This is a genomic window from Alteribacter keqinensis (assembly GCF_003710255.1).
In the GTDB taxonomy this organism is placed as follows: domain Bacteria; phylum Bacillota; class Bacilli; order Bacillales; family Salisediminibacteriaceae; genus Alteribacter; species Alteribacter keqinensis.
In genome coordinates, this window is the sequence record NZ_RHIB01000003.1 from 552,828 (window position 1) to 571,560 (window position 18,733).

26 protein-coding genes are annotated in these 18,733 nt (G+C 46.1%); 19 read left to right on the forward strand and 7 right to left on the reverse strand.

What is annotated here, in order from left to right:
* Positions 1 to 215 precede the first annotated feature (215 nt).
* Positions 216 to 1,190: an ATP-binding cassette domain-containing protein gene (locus EBO34_RS18095; RefSeq protein ID WP_122901205.1), complete on the forward strand. Its 975-nt coding sequence runs from the start codon at positions 216 to 218 to the stop codon at positions 1,188 to 1,190.
* Entirely contained in the window at positions 1,187 to 2,023 is an 837-nt protein-coding gene (locus EBO34_RS18100) for an ABC transporter permease (protein WP_122901207.1), read from the forward strand. The genes EBO34_RS18095 and EBO34_RS18100 overlap by 4 nt, the downstream gene beginning before the upstream one ends.
* A 196-nt stretch (positions 2,024 to 2,219) precedes the next feature.
* Here EBO34_RS18100 and EBO34_RS18105 read toward each other — a convergent pair whose 3' ends face one another.
* The 4 genes from EBO34_RS18105 to EBO34_RS20825 all read right to left on the reverse strand — a co-directional run bounded on the left by EBO34_RS18105 (position 2,220) and on the right by EBO34_RS20825 (position 4,460).
* Positions 2,220 to 2,507 carry a HesB/YadR/YfhF family protein gene (locus tag EBO34_RS18105; RefSeq protein WP_122901209.1) on the reverse strand — a complete coding sequence of 96 codons (288 nt, stop codon included), beginning with the start codon at positions 2,505 to 2,507 and terminating at the stop codon, positions 2,220 to 2,222.
* A gap of 333 nt (positions 2,508 to 2,840) precedes the next feature.
* Positions 2,841 to 3,518: an N-acetylmuramoyl-L-alanine amidase family protein gene (locus tag EBO34_RS18110; RefSeq protein ID WP_122901210.1), complete on the reverse strand. Its 678-nt coding sequence runs from the start codon at positions 3,516 to 3,518 to the stop codon at positions 2,841 to 2,843.
* 608 nt (positions 3,519 to 4,126) lie between these two features.
* The gene (locus EBO34_RS21255) at positions 4,127 to 4,267 is read right to left on the reverse strand and encodes a hypothetical protein (protein ID WP_429699529.1); all 141 of its coding nucleotides are present in this window, start codon (positions 4,265 to 4,267) and stop codon (positions 4,127 to 4,129) included.
* 22 nt (positions 4,268 to 4,289) lie between these two features.
* Positions 4,290 to 4,460: a hypothetical protein gene (locus EBO34_RS20825; protein ID WP_183163949.1), complete on the reverse strand. Its 171-nt coding sequence runs from the start codon at positions 4,458 to 4,460 to the stop codon at positions 4,290 to 4,292.
* A 224-nt stretch (positions 4,461 to 4,684) separates the two neighbouring features.
* Between EBO34_RS20825 and EBO34_RS18120 the strand changes: the two genes are divergently transcribed.
* The 8 genes from EBO34_RS18120 to EBO34_RS18155 all read left to right on the forward strand — a co-directional run bounded on the left by EBO34_RS18120 (position 4,685) and on the right by EBO34_RS18155 (position 10,195).
* Entirely contained in the window at positions 4,685 to 4,876 is a 192-nt protein-coding gene (locus tag EBO34_RS18120; RefSeq protein ID WP_026690909.1) for an SE1561 family protein, read from the forward strand.
* Positions 4,873 to 5,511, forward strand: a complete 639-nt coding sequence (locus EBO34_RS18125; RefSeq protein ID WP_122901215.1) for a histidine phosphatase family protein — start codon at positions 4,873 to 4,875, stop codon at positions 5,509 to 5,511. The genes EBO34_RS18120 and EBO34_RS18125 overlap by 4 nt, the downstream gene beginning before the upstream one ends.
* A 189-nt stretch (positions 5,512 to 5,700) precedes the next feature.
* The gene (gene hemG, locus EBO34_RS18130) at positions 5,701 to 7,119 is read left to right on the forward strand and encodes a protoporphyrinogen oxidase (protein ID WP_122901217.1); all 1,419 of its coding nucleotides are present in this window, start codon (positions 5,701 to 5,703) and stop codon (positions 7,117 to 7,119) included.
* Between the two features lie 298 nt (positions 7,120 to 7,417).
* Complete coding sequence (locus EBO34_RS18135) at positions 7,418 to 7,906, forward strand: hypothetical protein (protein ID WP_122901219.1); 489 nt, start codon at positions 7,418 to 7,420, stop codon at positions 7,904 to 7,906.
* A 121-nt stretch (positions 7,907 to 8,027) separates the two neighbouring features.
* Entirely contained in the window at positions 8,028 to 8,432 is a 405-nt protein-coding gene (locus EBO34_RS18140) for a hypothetical protein (RefSeq protein ID WP_142996812.1), read from the forward strand.
* Between the two features lie 94 nt (positions 8,433 to 8,526).
* Positions 8,527 to 9,324: a serine hydrolase gene (locus EBO34_RS18145; RefSeq protein WP_183163950.1), complete on the forward strand. Its 798-nt coding sequence runs from the start codon at positions 8,527 to 8,529 to the stop codon at positions 9,322 to 9,324.
* 98 nt (positions 9,325 to 9,422) lie between these two features.
* Positions 9,423 to 9,605 carry a hypothetical protein gene (locus EBO34_RS18150; protein WP_122901225.1) on the forward strand — a complete coding sequence of 61 codons (183 nt, stop codon included), beginning with the start codon at positions 9,423 to 9,425 and terminating at the stop codon, positions 9,603 to 9,605.
* Positions 9,606 to 9,628: 23 nt separating this feature from the next.
* Positions 9,629 to 10,195, forward strand: coding sequence for a DUF3267 domain-containing protein (locus EBO34_RS18155; RefSeq protein ID WP_122901227.1), 567 nt, complete (start codon positions 9,629 to 9,631; stop codon positions 10,193 to 10,195).
* A 15-nt stretch (positions 10,196 to 10,210) separates the two neighbouring features.
* On the opposite strand, the gene EBO34_RS18160 is transcribed toward EBO34_RS18155, so the two are convergent.
* On the reverse strand, positions 10,211 to 10,513 hold the full coding sequence (locus tag EBO34_RS18160) for a hypothetical protein (RefSeq protein ID WP_122901230.1): 303 nt from the start codon (positions 10,511 to 10,513) through the stop codon (positions 10,211 to 10,213).
* A gap of 115 nt (positions 10,514 to 10,628) precedes the next feature.
* Here EBO34_RS18160 and EBO34_RS18165 point away from each other — a divergent pair, with 115 nt between their 5' ends.
* On the forward strand, positions 10,629 to 11,192 hold the full coding sequence (locus EBO34_RS18165; protein WP_142996813.1) for a hypothetical protein: 564 nt from the start codon (positions 10,629 to 10,631) through the stop codon (positions 11,190 to 11,192).
* 175 nt (positions 11,193 to 11,367) lie between these two features.
* On the opposite strand, the gene EBO34_RS18170 is transcribed toward EBO34_RS18165, so the two are convergent.
* Positions 11,368 to 11,775, reverse strand: coding sequence for a DUF5391 family protein (locus EBO34_RS18170; protein ID WP_122901234.1), 408 nt, complete (start codon positions 11,773 to 11,775; stop codon positions 11,368 to 11,370).
* Positions 11,776 to 12,017: 242 nt separating this feature from the next.
* On the opposite strand from EBO34_RS18170, the gene EBO34_RS18175 reads away from it, so the two are divergent.
* The 8 genes from EBO34_RS18175 to EBO34_RS18205 all read left to right on the forward strand — a co-directional run bounded on the left by EBO34_RS18175 (position 12,018) and on the right by EBO34_RS18205 (position 18,085).
* The gene (locus EBO34_RS18175; protein WP_122901236.1) at positions 12,018 to 12,335 is read left to right on the forward strand and encodes a hypothetical protein; all 318 of its coding nucleotides are present in this window, start codon (positions 12,018 to 12,020) and stop codon (positions 12,333 to 12,335) included.
* A 115-nt stretch (positions 12,336 to 12,450) separates the two neighbouring features.
* Positions 12,451 to 12,606 (forward strand): hypothetical protein, encoded by a 156-nt coding sequence (locus EBO34_RS20830; protein ID WP_183163951.1) that lies wholly within the window; start codon positions 12,451 to 12,453, stop codon positions 12,604 to 12,606.
* 110 nt (positions 12,607 to 12,716) lie between these two features.
* The gene (locus EBO34_RS18180) at positions 12,717 to 13,529 is read left to right on the forward strand and encodes a class I SAM-dependent methyltransferase (protein ID WP_249414148.1); all 813 of its coding nucleotides are present in this window, start codon (positions 12,717 to 12,719) and stop codon (positions 13,527 to 13,529) included.
* Positions 13,530 to 13,541: 12 nt separating this feature from the next.
* A complete protein-coding gene (locus EBO34_RS18185; protein ID WP_122901240.1) occupies positions 13,542 to 14,423 on the forward strand; it encodes an aminoglycoside 6-adenylyltransferase in 882 nt (293 codons plus the stop codon).
* A gap of 296 nt (positions 14,424 to 14,719) precedes the next feature.
* Positions 14,720 to 15,289 (forward strand): RNA polymerase sigma factor, encoded by a 570-nt coding sequence (locus EBO34_RS18190; RefSeq protein WP_346725813.1) that lies wholly within the window; start codon positions 14,720 to 14,722, stop codon positions 15,287 to 15,289.
* Entirely contained in the window at positions 15,267 to 16,085 is an 819-nt protein-coding gene (locus tag EBO34_RS18195) for a hypothetical protein (protein ID WP_122901242.1), read from the forward strand. Before EBO34_RS18190 ends, EBO34_RS18195 begins: the two co-directional genes overlap by 23 nt.
* Positions 16,069 to 16,947, forward strand: coding sequence for an ABC transporter ATP-binding protein (locus tag EBO34_RS18200; protein ID WP_122901244.1), 879 nt, complete (start codon positions 16,069 to 16,071; stop codon positions 16,945 to 16,947). The genes EBO34_RS18195 and EBO34_RS18200 overlap by 17 nt, the downstream gene beginning before the upstream one ends.
* On the forward strand, positions 16,940 to 18,085 hold the full coding sequence (locus EBO34_RS18205) for a hypothetical protein (RefSeq protein WP_183163952.1): 1,146 nt from the start codon (positions 16,940 to 16,942) through the stop codon (positions 18,083 to 18,085). The genes EBO34_RS18200 and EBO34_RS18205 overlap by 8 nt, the downstream gene beginning before the upstream one ends.
* Before the next feature lie 222 nt (positions 18,086 to 18,307).
* On the opposite strand, the gene EBO34_RS18210 is transcribed toward EBO34_RS18205, so the two are convergent.
* On the reverse strand, positions 18,308 to 18,610 hold the full coding sequence (locus tag EBO34_RS18210; RefSeq protein ID WP_122901248.1) for a YrhK family protein: 303 nt from the start codon (positions 18,608 to 18,610) through the stop codon (positions 18,308 to 18,310).
* Positions 18,611 to 18,733: the final 123 nt, after the last annotated feature.

Here is an 18,733-nt window from a genome sequence, read left to right on the forward strand (position 1 = left end):
TCATCTTTAATCTTTGTACTCTAAAGGAAGTGCGAATAGAAACAATTTATAAGAAAACAACGTAAAGAAGAACGGAAATAACGATCTCTGTGTCAACATTTCACGGAAAATCATCCCCGGGGTGGTGACTTAAAGAAAAAGTATGAGAAAATAAGTGTAGTAAAACCATTTCGCCGGAGTATGATTTTCAGTGGAATCAATCATTAAAGCAAAGGGTGAAGCAAGTGAATGACCAATTAGCAATTGAAGCCAGAGGGCTCGTTAAAGTGTTCGGGAAACACCGGGCTGTAGACGGGGTCGATTTGTCCATTCAAAAAGGAACGGTGTACGGCTTTTTAGGGCCAAACGGGGCCGGGAAAACAACAACGATTCGCATGCTTGCCACTCTTCTTCAGCCGGACGGAGGAGAAGCGCATATTTTCGGGCACAACATCGTAACAGAAGCAGCTGACGTTAGAGAGCGGATCAGCCTGACCGGCCAGTACGCTTCCATCGATGAAGACCTTACGGGAACGGAAAACCTCGTCATGATCTCCCGGCTCATGGGTTATAAGAGAAAAGAAGCAAAAGCCCGTGCCGCAGAGCTCCTCGCTGCTTTCGGTCTTGAAGACGCAGCGAAAAAACAGGTAAAAAATTACTCCGGAGGGATGAGGCGACGGATTGATATTGCCGCGAGTATCGTGGTCACACCGGAACTTCTTTTTCTCGATGAACCGACAACGGGACTTGATCCGAGAAGCCGCAACCAGGTTTGGGACATCGTTCGGACGCTGGTAAGCGCAGGGACGACAGTGCTTCTCACAACACAATACCTAGAAGAAGCGGACCAGCTGGCTGACCGCATTGCAGTGATCAACCAGGGAAAAATCATTGCAGAAGGAACGAGCAGTGAGCTGAAGGCATCAGTGGGAGCGGGCACGTTGAATGTCCGTCTTGCCGATCCTTTAGACCGGGAAAGAGCAATTCAAATTCTGGAGGCAAAACTGGGGACCGCCATTCACCCATCAGGAGATTCAGCTTCTCTTTCTGCCCAGGCTTCCGATGCGTCACTCGTGGCAGAAGCCTTAGGGGAACTCGTCCGGCAGGAAATCAGTGTGAGCGACTTTTCACTCGGGCAGCCGAGTCTGGATGAGGTGTTCCTCACCCTTACAGGGCAAAAAGCAGAACACAAAGAGGAGGGCGGAGTATGACAAACCAAACCGATCAGACAGCGATGAATGAAGAACGTCTCAGGGATGCGATTGCTTCCAGGACGCGTCCGAAACGTCCGAGCCCGCTCAGCTCTTCTCTTACTTTTTCATCACGGGCACTCCTCCGGATCAAGCACGTTCCGGAACAGCTCTTCGATGTAACGGTGTTTCCAGTTATCTTTTTACTCATGTTTACGTATCTTTTCGGCGGGGCGATTGCAGGCTCCACTGCGGAATATCTGCAGTTCCTTCTTCCGGGGATCCTCGTCATGACAGTGGCGCAGATTACAATGTATACAGGCATTGATTTAAATAACGACATCCGGAAAGGAATTTTTGACAGGTTCAGAACGCTGCCGATCTGGCTGCCATCGGCTTTGGTCGGTGCGCTCCTTGTGGATATGGTCCGCTATTCGGGAGCATCGGCGATTATGATTACCCTCGGTCTGATTCTCGGGTTCCGGCCTGACGGAGGAGTCGTCGGGGTTCTCGGTGCAGTGGGGATGATTTTAATCTTCTGTTTTTGTCTTTCCTGGGTGTGGACGACGCTCGGAATCATCATGCGCTCGGAGAAGTCACTCATGATGATGAGTTTCATGGTTCTTTTTCCTCTCACGTTTGTAAGTAACGTATTCGTCGATCCCCAGACATTGCCGGGATGGCTGGAAAGCTTTGTGGATGTGAACCCGATCTCCCTTCTTGTGAACGCCGTTCGCGGATTCATGCATGGGAATGTAACGGGAGAAGCAATTATGTGGGTGTTTGTTGCATCGGGAATTTTCCTTGTTATTTTCGCCCCCCTCACGATGTATCTGTACCGCAACAAAAAATAGTTTCAACCTGAAAAAGTCTTTAGGGTGCATTCTCTAAAGGCTTTTTCTATGGGGAAAAATCAATGAAAAAGGGATCTTTCACGTCTTTGCACTACAAATAACACCCGTCGTTAGGGACGGGAACGAATCAGCTCCATAAGAAAGGAATAAAAAAAGGCGGCTCCTGAGATATGCATCAGGAGCTGCCTTGGTGTGGTTATTCAACGACGAACTGAATTTCATCGAATTTACGGCTGTATTTGACTGTGAGGTTTTTATCTTCAAAGTACCAGAGGTCTTTCGCTTCTATTCCATATGTAATGCCGTCTTTTTCAAACAGAGCGCCAGGTTCGTCGATCTTTTCCTTACCTAACCCCAGGGAAAAGCCTGTCTGCACCGAGCCGCATCCTCCATACCGCACATGGATTCTGACAGAGTCTCCTTCAGTGAGGTCAAATTCATCTTGAAACCAGCGGATAGCCGGTTGTGTAATCTTGATTTCCACACGTTCACTTCCCCTCTGAAACTGATTTCTCTATCTTATCAGATAATTGACAGAAAAGTGAGGAGAAGGTGATGGAAGCTGGAAAAAAGACAGCAAAAAAAGGCAGACGGTTGGCTCTGCCTTTTTTTATTTTATTAATAAAGGGGTTACTAAAATCGTACAATGGTTGAGCCTGTTAGTAAACATGGATTTCGAAGCATTCTGGCTGAGGCTGAAACAGGTGAAAAGTAGGTGAATTGAGGAAAGGAAAGGAATACCAGAATAGTACTTATTTGCAGATGATCGGATGTTTACACTGCAAACAGGCTTCTCATTGATTTTTTGGGCCTTTTGTTACGTTCTTTCTATAACAATGCTGCCGGCAGTAGGAAGGGCCTGAAGCACGGCGTTTGAAATGTTTTGCGGTTCCTGAAAAGCGCCGATCTGGACGCCATCAACGATGACTCTGAAAACTCTGGATACTGGAGTGAGGTTAAAGATTCTTGCAACCCCGTCTGCATGCCCTTTTGCCACTGCATGAAGCCAGTCGGAACTTTTCATTAATGCAGCATCCTGGGCGTTATCAATAAATCCGTTCTCCGTAAGGATGGCAGACATATTGGTTTCACGCAGGACGTGGAAGTTTGCGCTTTTCTTTCCTCTGTTAACGAGGCCGTTTACACGCGTGATCTCCTGATGCATGATATCCCGTCTTTGTGCGGTAACGGAAGTGGGCGACAAGGAACTGTGAATGAAATCTTCATATCCTCTTGTGGTTCCATTAAAAGCGTTGCAGTGAATGGAAATATAATAATCAGCGCTCCAGCTGTTGGCATCGTTCGTTCGCTGGGCGAGGGTCCGTGTAACATCCGTTGTACGACTCATACGTACCTCAACACCCTGGTAGTCATTTAAGAGAATGTCTCTCAGTCTGAGTGCCAGATTCAAGTTCACGTTCTTCTCCAAAAGTCCGTTTCCTGTTGCGCCTGGATCTGTTCCTCCGTGACCAGGATCTATATAAATTTTTACCATATTCTCACCTCCTCTTTATATCAGCATATGCATCTGAATCATTTTGGTAGAGGTGGGAGACTAGATTTTTAAAAAATAGATAGAGTTGGTATTAGAGGTTTTTGGTCATAACCACATTTGTTGTATCGTATTCGAGACGATCATAAGGGTCGATTACGGGAATAAAAGAAGCTGGGACATAAAGAAAGTGTTTAGCTGAGAATCCGAACCATGCGCTAACATAAATATACGCAGACTCCTGCGGGATAAAAAGCAAAGGTGAGCCCCCATGGTGACGAGCGTTTACTTCATGACAATGCGACGAGTTGCTTCGACGCAGACAGCTGCAAAGGTTAGCTGGCAGAGGAAGAAGCAGGTATGTTAGAGGAGGGTAACCCGCTTCCCGCGGAAAGCGAAGTATATTTCAGGAGCGATTTTTTGCACCGCATATTATTCGTTCGGATTCTCGTTGACTAAAACATTTCTGTCCCAGGCTCCTTAGAAGAAAAATCAGTTTTCTTTTTTGGCATGAATCTATGCAACTACGTTTTTGTACTTGTCTTCCGTGAATCTGTAGAAGTACATGATGATCAGACGGATAAGGGACCCGACTGCAGGAAGTAAGGCGATCACAAAGAACAGACCTTGTAACGTACGGGGCTTTGGGCCTGATTCGGCACATAGTTGATAATGGTTAAGATGACCCCTGTTGCACCACCTGCGATGGCCACGGATAATTTCCCCGTAAATGTCTGTCCGGAGAACGTCACAGCTTCAGAGCGCTGACCGGTTCTAAGCTCGGGTAAATTCAATCGTTTCAGCAAGCATCGTGGAAATAAGCGGACCGGGTGCTGTATACAGAATCATCGTCACCGTCAGAAATGCCATAACAACCATGGTGTTTGAGTAACCAGACATGAAGAAAGCAATCCGAACAACAATGTCGATAATTAAAATCGTCATGAGAATGTGTTTCTTAAAGAAATGCTTCGTCAGTATTGGAATAAAGAAGAAACCTACACAACTGACCAATATGGAAATATTGCAGATTGCCAATGAAGGCAGGTTAACGAATGAATAGAAATTTGTCGAAAAACAGCGTGGAGTATTGAGTTTTCTGTTCTGCCTTTGTTACAATTAACTACTGTTAGAACTACGGTTTTTATTCGAAAGGAGATCCGTAATTTATGGGCGGAGCAATTAATGATAGACAGGAACAAATGAAATATCTTCACCAGCGTATTGAGCTTCTCATGACGATGCTTGATGGCATTGACCCGGAAGAAGCGGGCGTTGAAGATATCGACCGCATTATTGAAATGCTTGATGAACTTGAAAACAAGGCAAAACAATACCGTAAGAGCTGGGACGGCCAATGATCCTTTATCTGGTCCGGCACGGACAGTCTGAAGCCAACCTGAAGGGCATCATTCAAGGGCACGCAGAGTTCCCTTTATCCGACCTGGGAAAAGAACAGGCGGCCCTTACAGGAGAGGCATTTCAAGTTGAACACCTCGACGCTATTTTCACAAGTGATTTGGGGCGGGCAAAAAAGACGGCAGAAGCGATCGCCAAGCACCACCCACTTGAGGTTCACACCTGGGACAAAGTGCGGGAGGTTGGGCTCGGTCCCCTTGAAGGAAAGACCCGGGCGGAAATGAAAGCCGCTTTTCCCGATCTTGAAACAAAATCTCTTTTGACATCGGGTATTGAAGGCTCAGAAACCGTCGAAGAAATTACTGCTCGCTGCGAATATGTTCTTGAACAACTTCGTGCAGGGTACGACAACAAGAAAGTTGTGATTGTGTCTCACGGCGGATTTATTAGTATTTTCCTTATGTATTTAATTGCCGGACCGAAGTGGCAGGAGCTGACCCGTCCGTTTATGATCGGAAACACGGGGATTACAAAGGTCGAATGGCGCTCGGATGAGCAGGTAAAGTTTCACTATGTGAACCGGACCAATCATCTTGAGCGGGAGAAGGACCTGAAAACCACAACGGTGCTGTACTAAATGGTGCCTGCCACCACCCGGATTTTGTCGAATTCATAGGACTTTTATAGATGTTTGAATACCGGTTCCTTCCTTGGAATCCGGTATTTTTTTGTCTGAGTGACCGCAAATGTCCTTGGTATGTTCATTTTTTCCACAGCTTGGTTATGGTAAAGTGAAGGTAGACAAATCAGTGTAGGTGTGATGACGATGAAGAAGATTGCGATTATCGGCGGAGGCATGACAGGCCTCACAGCCATGTACTATTTAAATAGGAAAATGAAAGAACGCGGGACGGACACAGAGCTTGTGATGATCGAAGCGAACGATCACCTCGGCGGGAAAATACATACAGTCGAGCGTGACGGCTTTATTATGGAAACAGGGGCAGACTCCATCGTGGCCCGGCACGAAAGTGTAATGCCGTTGATTGAAGACCTGGGGTTAAAGGACGACGTTGTTTACAATTCCTCGGGTGTTTCATTCATTTATACAGACAATACGCTTTTCCCGATCCCTGTGGATACGATTTTCGGCATTCCAACGAGTGTGAAATCCTTGTATGAAAGTACCCTCGTATCTGAAGCGGGAAAAAAGGCCGCTTTAAAAGACCTTGAAACGCCAAACGAAGGGTTTACAAAGGAAAGCTCTGTGGGGGACTTCCTTACGTTCTTTTTAGGCGGAGAACTGGTGGAAAAACAGATTGCACCGGTGTTATCCGGAGTCTTTTCAGGAACGCTCGATAAGCTCACAGTAGGCGCAACATTGCCTTTTTTAATCGATTATAAGGAAAAGTACGGTTCCATCATAAAAGGATTGGAAGCACATAAAGAACAGTTTAAGGCCGGATCGAGCAGGAAGTTCCTTTCGTTTAAGGGTGGGCTTTCCACCATCATTGACCGGATGGAAGAGAAGCTCGGTGATCACACGATCCTTAAAGGTGTCCACGTGTCCAAGATTTATAAAGAAAACGGAATGTACAGGCTGGAATTGTCAAACAGCAATGAGCTCACCGTTGACGGGGTTGTTTTAAGTACTCCTCATGACGTGACCCAGCGCCTCCTCGGAAGCCCTGAAGTGGATGTGAATTTTAACGAGTTAAAGAACTCTTCAATCAAAACCGTCTACCTCGGGTATGACATCCCGGCAGACAGGCTGCCGGCTGACGGTACGGGTTTTATCGTTTCGGGTGAAAATGACATCCACTGTGATGCGTGCACATGGACGAGCAAAAAATGGGCCCACACCTCCAGGAACGGGAAACTCCTTGTGAGGCTGTTTTATAAAAGCACAAACTTGTCGTACCCGGAGCTTAAGAAAATGGATGATGAGACCTTTGCCGCGTTTGCCCGTAAAGACATTGAGAAAAGCCTCGGCATTCAGGAAGCGCCGACCACAGTGGAAGTCACAAACTGGGATAACCTCATGCCGAACTATCATAAGAAGCATACGGAATCAGTAGCGGCGCTGGAAGCCAAGATGGCGTCACTGTATCCGAATGTGATCCTTGCCGGATGCTCCTATTACGGCGTCGGCATCGGGGCGTGTATTCAAAACGGGAAAGATACGGCTGAAACGGTGGCGCACCTGACACGGCAAATGGATAGGGGCGAAGATGATGGTCAGTAAAATCTATATACGACAACGCGCTTCATAATCAGGAAAAAGAATGCATCCGGGAGCGGATCGGGAAGCTTTATGACATCAAACGTATCCACGAGTTGGTGCCTGTCACCACCCGGATTTTGTCGAAACCATAGGACTTTATTCGGAAAATGAATAGAGCAACTACGAACGCTGGACCCATTTAGGGACCGGCGTTTTTCTGTGGTCCACCACCTGCCCCTTTTTTACCAACATCTTCTAAAAAAGCGAAACCTCTCACCCTTTTCAGCCGTAAAACAGTGAGAGCAGAGGGGGAGCCGTTTTGAAAAACACGCTAACACTATTTTTCTTTTTACTTATGATCGGCTGCACCGGTTCAGAGACTTCTGAGATTGCCTGGGGAGAAACGGCCGACCAATCATCGGTTCATGTCACACCGTTAACCTTTCGGAATGGAAGCTACGATAATCAAATCGAGAAGTTCGAAGTAATCGAGTTTGGACAGGTTGCAATCATTGAGTTTGAAGCGGCAAACCGTTCGGAGACACCAGTAATCATCGATCGGGACTTTTACTATGGGAGGTTTGCGATTCTTATGGATGATGAGATCACAGGAAGAGAGCATCTCGCCAGAATGGACCTTGATTTATTTCCTTTTGACGTTTTTACCGGGGAACTCCAGCCGGATGAGAAAGTGGAGACGTCATTATTTATCTATACAGGTCCGGGTGAGATCATGAACCTGCTTTATGATGGTGAAAAAGCAGAAGAGAACGACTACGCAGTAAATTGGTCCATTCCTAAACCGTGAAACAGACTTGTTTTAAGCGGAAAGGGTATAAAGTAAGGTAGATTCGTTCATTGTACGGGAGGGATTTTTCATTAAGAAAACATATCTGGTTCTCATAGGTTTCAGTCTCACTGCCGCCGCTGTGGCTGGCTGGTTTTATATCAGTACACTCACCTCCGTCCAGCAGGCGGTCCTTGATGATTTGGAGCGGGATCATGTAAGTACGATCAGCATTACTCATTATAATGACCATTACCACGTGGTTGAAGAAACCGTTATTGAAGAGGAAGAAAAGATCAATGAAGTGCTTGAGTCCCTGGGTGAAATCAGCTTAAGAAAGCCAGGAAGCACGTATGTCCATCCCCGTGAAAACGTCAATGTCCAGCTACTCCGGACGTCTTCCGCACCTGTAGCAACACTCACGTTTTATAAGGACGGTTACCTTGAAGTTGCCGACCGTACAACCCCTTCGAGCCAGTCGACTCATATTATCAGGGGCGATTATGATATCAATCATGTCAAAGAACTGCTGGTGACGGCTGAATAAAATCCAGTAAGCCGATGCCCAACGCAGGGAGCAGGTTCTTTTTTTGAAAGTTTGTGGTCGTAATAAATGCTGCATAATAAAGGAGAGAAATCACTTGGATTTTGAGACACTTGGCCACACCGTTCAAACCCTTAGTAAAAAAGTAAAAGGGGACATTTCCCTTCACATCCACACAGAGGAAGGAGAGATCGGATACGGCTCGGCCACTCCCCTGATCGCAGCAAGTCTGATAAAAGTGCCGTGTGTGTACGCAGCGGTGCTTAAGAGTAAGGAAGGGACATTTGAGTTGGACGAAGAAACAATCGTTTCAGCGGAACAGAAAATAGGAGGAACCGGTGTGCTTTTCCATATGCCGGGGGAGGTCCGGATCACGAACCGGCAGCTCCTCTCCCTTATGATTACGGTCTCTGACAACACGGCGACCAATGTCATTATTGACCGGATTGGCATCCCTTATATTCAAAAAACGATGGTTTCTGCAGGGTGCGATTCGTCTTGGATCAAACGAAAAATCATTCACACGGACCCGAACACCCAGCCCTTAAACAACATCATGTCAGCACGGGATTTCAACCGCATTTTAATGGCAATCAATCAGGGAAAAAACCTCACTGAAGAAAACAGGGAATTTATTCTCTCAAGTCTGACCGGGCAGCAGATTAATCATAAGCTTCCGTACTTGTTCTCCGACGGACTGCCTCCAACCGTGCGTGTTGCCCATAAAACCGGAGATGACATCGGCATGGAACATAACGGAGGAATGATTTGTCTCAATGGGAAAACGGCTTATGTGACAGTGATGACGGTTAAACTGGAAACAAACATTGAGGGACAGGAGTACATAAGAAAAGTAGGAAAAGCTGTGTATAATTATCTTTCCGGGTACATTTAAATAGATTGGGAGTTTCGTCTTCTCCCCTTTGGAGACTGAAATGGTAAATCTCCGGATGTTCGATAGGCTTTGAGCACGGCAAATTCCAGGAAGGAACTATGGATATTTTATTTACCATCTTCTATTTCTCGGTATTCATGCTTATTCTTTTCCTGGTCATTGAAGTTCGAAAAGGCATTAACCGCTCAAATTTAGGCAGGTATTTAGAAGAAAAGCACGGGATCAAAGAAGAGGAAGAATCGTTTCTGAATAGGGATCTGGATGATGAGGAGCGCAAATAAACGTTCACACTTGGGAAGTTTCCATGAGAATCATTATTGGCGGTGCTGCAACGCCGGCATTCGTCGGTGCTCATTTTTCCGGGGAAAGCAGGTGGAGGATGATGCAGGTGAATAATGAGGATTACGTGATAGAGGACCGGACCATCAGCCCCAAAAAAGTAAATAAATACACCTTCCTTTGGGGCGTTGGATGCTACTTCTTCTTTTTTGTTCTCTTCTCCCTCATTTGGGGAGTTGAAGGTTTCGGATTTGAAATATTATTCCCTCTGGGTGTTGCATTTATTGTGTTGATCGTTGTTCACGAGTTTCTGCACGCGGCAGGGTATGTTTATATCGGGAAAGCGTCGTGGAGGGATGTGAAGTTCGGCATTATTTGGAAGCAGTTTATGCCCTATGCTCACTGCAGGGGACCGCTTCGAATTAATCATTACCGGATGGCCGTTTTTCTTCCTGTTATTCTCGGGGTGATTCCTCTTACATATGCTTTTTTTACCGGCAGTCCGTTTCTTTTTCTCATCGGGGTGTTTATGACACTCGCATCCCCCGGGGATAAGAAGCCCGGGATCCCGCTGAATGTTACTCCCGGTTGAATGAAAAAAGAGCTGTCAGGCTGCAAGGAACAACACGATGGTTGTTACGAGAGATATCGCAGCAGGCAGGCCAAAAATAAACACAACTCGGAGCAGGCCATCCACAAAGCCTTCAATGGTCTTTCCACCCAGGTAAAGAGTGAAGAGGAGAAAAACAGCAGGCACATAATAAACCTCTTCGGGGAACAAGGTAAACGGGGTGTTAATGGCTGCCAGAAGCAGGATAAAAGCGGCATAGCAAAAATAATTAAGAAGCCGGAATCCCGTGTGCCGGTCCTTTTCTTTTTTTACCCCTAAGAACTTCGCATACGGATTCATGGTCAATCCCCTCCTTACAAACTTCTTCCCATTAGTTAAGTAGAATAAAACGGTTTCTTGAAAAGAGGTAGATTAGTAGAATTGGAACGAGTAATTAAGAATGAGAGGGGATATTATGATACGAATGTTTCTCGTGTTTGTGATAATGTCTGTTTTTTTTGGAGCAGGCATGTACTATTACTTTTTTTCTGTTCAAATCGCACTCATAACCGGCCTTTCCTTTGGCGGTATAATGGCTGTTTTTCTGGGATCAATGAATATTTTAATGCATAAAGACGCAAGAAAGGCGGACGGAAGACTTAAGCAAAGAAGAGGAATGGTTATCTCGATGCCTTATAAAGAAACATTCTCCTTATGTAAAGAGGCTTTATCTGTGATGGAAGAAACAAAGCTCACATACGTAAATGAAGAGGAAGGCGTGATTCGAGGGGAGAAAGAAACGTCGGTCTATTCATTTGGTGAGAAGCTGGAATGTAAGGCTGAAGCTGTATCGGAAATAACAACGAAGGTTTGGATAGAGAGTAAACCGTCTTATCGTTTTACTTTGATTGATTATGGGGTCAATTTAAGAAATGTTGAATCATTTGTAAAATATTTCGAATCGAAAAGGGTTAAGGATAGACCGCAGTGTTCTTTAGAGAAGCCCACTGATAACCGTGGGAAGGGAGCGATTATATAGCGCTCGGTACTTGCAGAGATAAAAGGGGGTACTACTTACGGCATTAATATTTTGAAGCTTCAAGAATCCATTTCTCAGGCCGAACGGACATTTTGTCCGAACAATACCAGAGATTACTACAGAGGTTACAACATTTAAGTCATATAAAAAAGGAGGCAGGGAATAACGGTTGTTTTTATGAAGGTGCCAAATGCACAGGACGGAATGCGGTAGTTAACCATACAGCATTCACGAGAACCGTCATTAACGAAAAGATCAGTGTCCAGACCATTGGTGACGAAAAGGTAACGAAAAAGAAGCTGTATCCAGCAATAACGATACTGGCAACCGCTAATGTCAAAATGCCTCCGATACATAACACAGTCATCACTTTTTTCATCCAGCCGATGCCGAGCGTGTATAAAGCAAGAGGGACTGTGTAAAGAACAGTAACGAAAAAGACAGCTGCCCACATAACCGGAGAGCCGTACTCGTTTGCATTGGGTCCTGTGCTGCTGAGTGGGGATAACGAAGCGGCGATCATGAAGCAGACAAAGCAGCAAGCCGAAAGCAGGGTAAGCCAGATTAGTCTTTGTTTATTCATAAGTAACGAAACTCCTTCCAAATCCCTGAATTGATTTTACTATAGCATGATCTGTAAAACTTTTACTTTTATATGAAACGCAAGGCTCTTTTAGTCGTAACCGAACTTGTATTGGATAATGAAAGTATTCGACTGACGCTGTTTTTTTCAGGTGATAAGAACAAACAGGAGGAAGGTTACATTTGCAGTGGAATCGCGAAGCTCGGTTTACTGCATTTGTTCTAGTAAAGGTGGTGATCAAAATGGTCTGGTGGAAAAAGGAGATGATCAGGTACACAGAAGCATTCATATTCCTGGGACTCGGACTTGTTGTCACACTTCTGGTCCTGAGGGACATTTACGAAGGCTTTGGAATCATGTTTCTAGGTAACACATGGGTGACCTGGTTCGCTGTATCGTTTCTCCTGTTTGCGGTGTATTCGCTGGCTGCCAAATTTGTTTTCGTAAAAAGCAATGAATTTTACCGTAAAAGGATCAGGTCCATTTCTTTCTTGGTTGGTTTTGCCGGAGCTTTATACATAGTGACCGTACCGTTTTTCAAAGGGGAACTGCTGTTTTAACCGGTAAAAACTCCACCTGTAGTCTTAGAAAAGTTCAACCGGTGCTCCGGGGAAGCGGGAGCTGTCAGCGCGTATTCTTTATGTAAGAGAGACAGTTACATGAGGAGGATACGATATGATAAGAAACAGCCGGTTGCTCAGATGGTTCGGTATAAGACAGGTGGAGTTGTGCTGCAAGAGATGGAGCGCACGTACGAAAGAAGCTCTACTCAATGAAAAAGTGAGTGAACAAAAAGCTGGAATTGAAGAGAACTATTACAATCACATTTAGCAACAGGATACCGCATACATTGTGGAAAGTTGCTGGTATTTTTTATCGCAAGAAAATGGAAAAAGATGTTAAAATGGTCAAAGAAGAATGATCAGAGGAGGATCTGTGTGATGGAATATGGAAGCACTTTGTTTAAAGGAACAGCAAGCTACTATTCCCGCTGCCGTCCTTTGTATCCGGCCTCGCTCGTCCGTTTTGCTGTGAAGCGCTTTGGTCTTGATGGTACCGGCCGGATGCTTGATGCCGGGTGTGGTCCCGGTCAGCTTGCATGCCGGTTCTCCGATTGGTTTGAAACGATAACCGGGATCGATACAGAGGAGGAAATGATTGATGAAGCGAGCCGCCTAAGTAAAGAGAACAGAGTGGACAATGCGGAGTGGATTCACAGTGATGCGGAAACGTTTGTTAAGACCGCTCCTTCATCGTTCAGGCTTGTTATCATCGCAAAAGCCTTTCACTGGATGGACCGTCGTGCTTTGCTGGATTCGCTGTACCCGAAGGTTTCCCCGGGAGGCGGGGTGATCATCATTGATGAAGCCCCGCCCAAAAGCCGTCCTTTGTGGAAGGGGACGGTCAATGACGTGGTTGAAGAATGGTACGGCAGGAACAGGCGTGCAGGGAAGACGACGTATTCCCATCCAGAGGTGAGTCATGAAGAAGTAATCGAAGACTCGCGGTTTACCCTGGAGGTTCACGAGCTGCCTCCCTTTCAGGTCAGCTGGACCGTGGATGTTATTATCGGCTACCTGTATTCCACGTCTTATGGGAGAAAAGCATTTTTAGGAGAAAAAGCGGAAGCATTTGAAGGGCATATGAGAGAGGCCCTTATGATGATTGACCCGTCCGGTGTTTTTAAAGAAACAATCACGTTAAAACTTAAGCTGGCTATAAAAAAGGGTGGCACCGTAGGAAGGGAAGACTAGGAGGGACGATACTTGCGTAAGGAACAGGAAATGCTGGATGTGATTTTAACTGTGGCAAAAGAGGACAAACGGATCCGAGCGGTTTATATGAACGGGTCGCGTACAAATCCCAATGTGCCGAAAGATATTTTCCAGGATTACGATATTGTTTATGTGGTGACAGAGACAATGAGCTTTATCCAGGATGAAGAATGGATCTCTGTGTTTGGTGACCTGCTTATGATTCAGGAGCCGGACAAAAATGACAAGCTGCTCGGCATGGATGTGAACCTGAACCGTTCCTACTGCTACCTGATGCTGTTTAAGGACGGGAACCGGATTGATCTTCACATTCAGACAGAAGAGGTCATGAGAGAAGAGTATGGTCAGGATTCACTTACGATACCGCTTTTGGATAAAGATGCTGTTCTGCCTGCCATTCCAGAGTCGACGGACGTTGATTATCATGTGACGTGGCCTGAAAAAGCGAGATTCGAAGGTGCATGCAATGAGTTCTGGTGGTGCATGCAAAACGTCGGGAAAGGGCTGTGGCGTGATGAACTTCCCTACGCGAAAGGGATGTTTGAGCAGGTGGTACGAAGGCCGCTGGATCAGATCGTTTCCTGGTGGATCAGCATGCAACAAGATTTCGTCATGTCGCCGGGGAAGATGGGAAAGTACTTTAAGACGTACCTTCCGGAGCATTATTGGGATCTGTATAAAAAGACGTATGCAGGGCCTGGTGTGGAGGAATCGTGGGAAGCGGTGTTCGCCGCATGCGAATTGTTCCGGACGCTTGCAAGAGAGGTCGCAGAGAACTTGTCCTATGAATATCCGGAGGCGGACGACCGGAATATGACCGTGTATCTGGAGCGTGTGCGGGAACTGCCCCGGGATGCGGAGGGGATATTCTGACCGGAGTGAGCCGGGACGGTGGTTTATCATGAATTTATTAGATTTTCCTTAATCCGCAGGAGTTTATCATGAATCCGTAGGAGAATATCATGAATTTGTCCGGTTTATCATGAATCCTCTCCTCACCTACAAGCCCGAGCCAGAAGCCCGGGCTCTTTTTTTATCCAAATCTACTCTTTTTTCCAAATTCATAAAACCATTTCCAAATAAAATTCGTTACTATTAGTAGAGGTGGTGAAAGAGGTGCCCGCTTTTATGTCGACAATACCCCGGGAGTGGCAGGGCGCCGCAGCAAAATGATGCCTACAGATGAAGAACTCATTAAAGAAATAAAAGACGGCAGTCAAGCGGCCATGGAAGTACTCGTCAAGAAGCATTACAAAACAGTGTTTGCCTACATATACCGCAAGATTGGTGATCATCATCTTGCTTACGACCTGACCCAGGACGTGTTCGTGAAAATGATGAAAGCCCTGGACCAGTACAAGAATGACGGGAAGTTTACCCACTGGCTGTCACGAATTGCGGTGAATCACTGCCGGGATTACTTCAGAAGCCGGCCATACAAGCAGCAGAACCGGGAAAACGAGCTTAACCCGCTCATCCCTGATCACAAACAAAACGTCTGGGACATGCTCAGCAAAAAAGAAGACAGCGAAAAGGTGAAGACTGCGATCAAAGAGCTCCCGGAAATGCAACGGGAAGCAATCATTCTAAAATACTATCACGAAATGAAAATTAACGAGATCGCTACGATTACAGATTCAAAAGAAGCAACAGTGAAATCAAGACTCAAACAGGGTGTGGGGAAGTTAAAGGCATTGTTACAAGGAGGGAACCGAGATGAGGAGAGACGTGAAGGATAATGAAACGGACGGCATGTGGCATTTGGACGATAAGGAATTGAAGGAAGAGCTCGACCAGTTTCTTGTTAAGTATCCGGACGAAGAACAGATCGATGCCACCATCAGTACGCTCCGCCAGTATGTTCCCCAAAAGGGCCGTGTCCGGTCCATGGAGCGTCTGCACGCGCTTGTAAAGCGGTCGGCAGCAGAAGTATCTCTCATCAGCCCGGCCTACTGGGTGCTGAGTGTTCTCCTTTTTGTGTTGGGGTACGCCATGACGACGGTTTCTACCGATGCACCTTTGACAATGTTTATTGTACTCGGATCTCTGCCTTTTATCATAGGTGTTTCCGAGGTTGTGAAAGGACGTGAACAAGGGATGCTGGAAATGGAGATGAGCTGCAGGCATTCCTCACATGAAGTCATGCTTTCGCGGTTGTTCATTATCGGTGCTTACAATGTCCTGTTAAATGGCGTGCTGATCATCGGTTTTGTCCCAGTGAATGCCCGTGTTTCACTGTGGGAGATGATTCTCGTATCATTAACAGCGTTTACGATTTTTGCGGCTGTCTCATTAGCGGTATTATCCCGCCTGAGAGGGAGAAACGCTCCAATCACGATCATCTCGATCTGGTTTGTCACAATGGTGGCTCTTGCAAGCAACTATACCTGGATTGAGAAGTATGTTCACGGAAGTCTGTTGTTTCAGGGGGCTGTACTTGTAACAGGAGTGGGTTTGTTTTTAATGCAGGCAAAACAACTGGCAAAAAGGTTTTCTACGTTTGAGGAGGAAGAGTACATTGAATCTGACCGTTGACCGTGTCTCAAAAACATACAAAGATAAAAAAGCAGTAGATCATTTTTCAGCAGATCTTCAAGAAGGTGTGTATGCCCTCCTCGGTCCAAACGGTTCCGGGAAATCCACGCTCATGCGGATGATGGCCTCGATTTTAAGGCCAACCTCCGGGAGGATTCTCCTCGACGGCAGGGACATTGCGACCCTTGATGACGCTTACCGTGATGTATTGGGCTACATGCCTCAGGAATTCGGTGTGTACAAAAACTTCACCGCCGAGCGGTTTCTCCGGTATTTTGCCAGCCTGAAAGGGCTTGGGAAAAAAGAAGCTGAGGAAAAAATTGATGAACTGCTGACCCTTGTGAACCTTCAAGGTGACAGGAAACGAAAAGCCGGCCGATTCTCAGGGGGAATGAAACGAAGGCTCGGCATTGCTCAGGCGCTCCTCAACGATCCGAAGGTGCTCATTGTTGACGAACCGACAGCGGGGCTCGACCCAAAAGAACGGATCCGCTTCCGGAACCTTCTTTCTGACATTTCCCAGGACAGAATTGTGCTCCTTTCCACCCATATTGTGTCTGATATCGAGTCGGTTGCCAAAGAGGTACTGCTCATGAAAGAGGGAGCGCTGGTGAGACAGAGTCCGGTAGAGGTACTTCTTGAAGAAATGACCGGGAAAGTGTGGCGTACGGTTGTGGATGAAAAAGAAGCCAAGGTGATTCAGGCTCGTTATCAGGTGAGCAATATAATGCGGACGGCCGCGGGCAATACACTTCGAATCATTAGTGAAGAAAAACCCCATGTCCGTGCTGGAAATACAGAACCCACTTTGGAAGATGTGTATGTTCATTTCTTTGATGAGGAGGCGGATGACGGTGTATAAGCATGAATGTTTTAAAATCTTCTCAAAGCCAAGCATCTATCTCGTGTTTGCCCTCATTACAGGCCTCCTTCTGTGGGGAGAACAATCTATACCTCCGGAACCGGTCTTCGATGAGAGTCATGAGGAACTGATTGAGCGTTGGGGAGGACCGGTAACGGAAGAAATGAATGAGATCGTCAGGGAAGAGATGGTCATGCAGGACGGTGGAGAGAGTCCTGACAACCTCCATCCTATTGAAGGCAACGTGCATTTTTCAATCGCAAGTGCATGGGGAAATAAAGAAGCAATGAAAGAACGAAAAGCCGATCTGCAGATGAAGAAAGAGGAGCTTACTCCTTCATCGTATGCCTGGCGTGTCGCTTCAAAAGAGCAGGAGATGTACGAAAAAGTAGGAGAAGCCCATGGTTTTTTCATTGTTGAAGGGTGGCGGGGGATGTTTGATTTTCTTGAACCTTTTTTCAGTGTCATACTGCTGGCTGTTCTTATTCTGGTGGGGCTTTCTCCCGTTTTCGCAGACGAGCACGGGAAAAGAATGGCTGGCTTACTTTTGGCAACGAAGCATGGAAGAAAGAAACTGGTTACTGCAAAGCTTCTGGCCGGAATCACGTATATTGCAGCGATTTTTGTTTCCCTGCATGTGGTAAATACCGTTATCCATGTAGTCAAATTTGGCGGTCTGGGAGGGTGGGACGCTCCGATCCAGAGCCTGTGGTCGTCCATGTTTGCCTGGTGGAGTCCTTATGGTCAGTCCCCGTTTGCGTGGAACGTTCTTGAATTTTGGGGTGCCACTTTGACCGTTCAATTCTTCGGAAGTCTCGTTTTCGGTGTGCTGGTTCTTGTATGCTCCCAGCTTACGAGAAATGCCATGGTTGCATTTTTTATCAGTGGCTGTGTTCTGGCGGCGCCTTATGTGATCAGGCAGCTGGGGCTGGAGCACGGGATGATGGAGTACGTCACTGCATTCAGCTATATGGAACTGATACGCACAGAGCGCCTGTTTCAAACGTTTGAGGCATACAACGTGTTTGGCATTCCGGTATTGTACCATACTGTTCTCATCTGTTTATTTGCATTAATTACGGTTGGGGTCACCGTTCTTCTTTACTGGAGTCACAAGCATGAACAGGTGGCCGGGTGATCGGGTGGGCTGGGGTAAAAAAACCGGTTAAATGGTGGAAAACACCGGATAAATTTTAAATTTCCCCGAATAAATTCTATGAAAATCCATTAATATTCCAAGCGGGAAGGTTTAATTAAATAGAAGAAGAAATGATAGATGAAAAGAGGTCTGGCGACGGAATTTGCTATCGGTCTTGCCATGGATTCAGGAATGATCCCAATCCTGAATCCATGAGGACGGCTACTCCTGCTTTTTCGCAGGATTATAGTTACTCGACTCTTTCATTTCGTTACGGAGCTCCGCATCATGCATAATCCTTAGCACAGGCCGGCTTCCAAGCAGGAGACTTCCGCACAGGTACAGAACCATACCAAAAATTTCTGCAGATGAAAAGAAGTTCAATATACTTCCTGTAACAAAGAAAAGACCGATCAGAAGATCGTTCACCGTGGTGATGAGCCGATATCTTTTTCTGAAATACAACCGGAAACGGCCTGCTTTGACGTCTAAGAAGTCTTTCTTATGTGAAATTTCAGGCTTCATCGGTTACCCTCCTTTAAAAAACTCTCACTTTAGTACCTACCACAACAAAGCGTATTAAAAACTTCCAAAACGTCAAATGGTGCCTGTCACCACCCGAACTTTGTCGTATCCATAGTACTTTTT

Excerpts from the sequence above, each read along its gene's own strand:
- EBO34_RS18100 (WP_122901207.1), top strand. The coding sequence starts at position 1,187 with ATGACAAACCAAACCGATCAGACAGCGATGAATGAAGAACGTCTCAGG.
- EBO34_RS18160 (WP_122901230.1), bottom strand. The coding sequence starts at position 10,513 with ATGAATCCGTATGCGAAGTTCTTAGGGGTAAAAAAAGAAAAGGACCGG.
- EBO34_RS18195 (WP_122901242.1), top strand. The coding sequence starts at position 15,267 with ATGAGGAGAGACGTGAAGGATAATGAAACGGACGGCATGTGGCATTTG.
- EBO34_RS18120 (WP_026690909.1), top strand. The coding sequence starts at position 4,685 with ATGGGCGGAGCAATTAATGATAGACAGGAACAAATGAAATATCTTCAC.
- EBO34_RS18125 (WP_122901215.1), top strand. The coding sequence starts at position 4,873 with ATGATCCTTTATCTGGTCCGGCACGGACAGTCTGAAGCCAACCTGAAG.
- EBO34_RS20830 (WP_183163951.1), top strand. The coding sequence starts at position 12,451 with ATGATAAGAAACAGCCGGTTGCTCAGATGGTTCGGTATAAGACAGGTG.
- EBO34_RS18170 (WP_122901234.1), bottom strand. The coding sequence starts at position 11,775 with ATGAATAAACAAAGACTAATCTGGCTTACCCTGCTTTCGGCTTGCTGC.
- EBO34_RS18165 (WP_142996813.1), top strand. The coding sequence starts at position 10,629 with ATGATACGAATGTTTCTCGTGTTTGTGATAATGTCTGTTTTTTTTGGA.
- EBO34_RS18190 (WP_346725813.1), top strand. The coding sequence starts at position 14,720 with ATGATGCCTACAGATGAAGAACTCATTAAAGAAATAAAAGACGGCAGT.
- EBO34_RS18110 (WP_122901210.1), bottom strand. The coding sequence starts at position 3,518 with ATGGTAAAAATTTATATAGATCCTGGTCACGGAGGAACAGATCCAGGC.
- EBO34_RS20825 (WP_183163949.1), bottom strand. The coding sequence starts at position 4,460 with ATGACGATTTTAATTATCGACATTGTTGTTCGGATTGCTTTCTTCATG.
- EBO34_RS18180 (WP_249414148.1), top strand. The coding sequence starts at position 12,717 with ATGGAATATGGAAGCACTTTGTTTAAAGGAACAGCAAGCTACTATTCC.
- hemG (WP_122901217.1), top strand. The coding sequence starts at position 5,701 with ATGAAGAAGATTGCGATTATCGGCGGAGGCATGACAGGCCTCACAGCC.
- EBO34_RS18155 (WP_122901227.1), top strand. The coding sequence starts at position 9,629 with ATGAGAATCATTATTGGCGGTGCTGCAACGCCGGCATTCGTCGGTGCT.
- EBO34_RS18210 (WP_122901248.1), bottom strand. The coding sequence starts at position 18,610 with ATGAAGCCTGAAATTTCACATAAGAAAGACTTCTTAGACGTCAAAGCA.
- EBO34_RS18150 (WP_122901225.1), top strand. The coding sequence starts at position 9,423 with ATGGATATTTTATTTACCATCTTCTATTTCTCGGTATTCATGCTTATT.
- EBO34_RS18175 (WP_122901236.1), top strand. The coding sequence starts at position 12,018 with ATGGTCTGGTGGAAAAAGGAGATGATCAGGTACACAGAAGCATTCATA.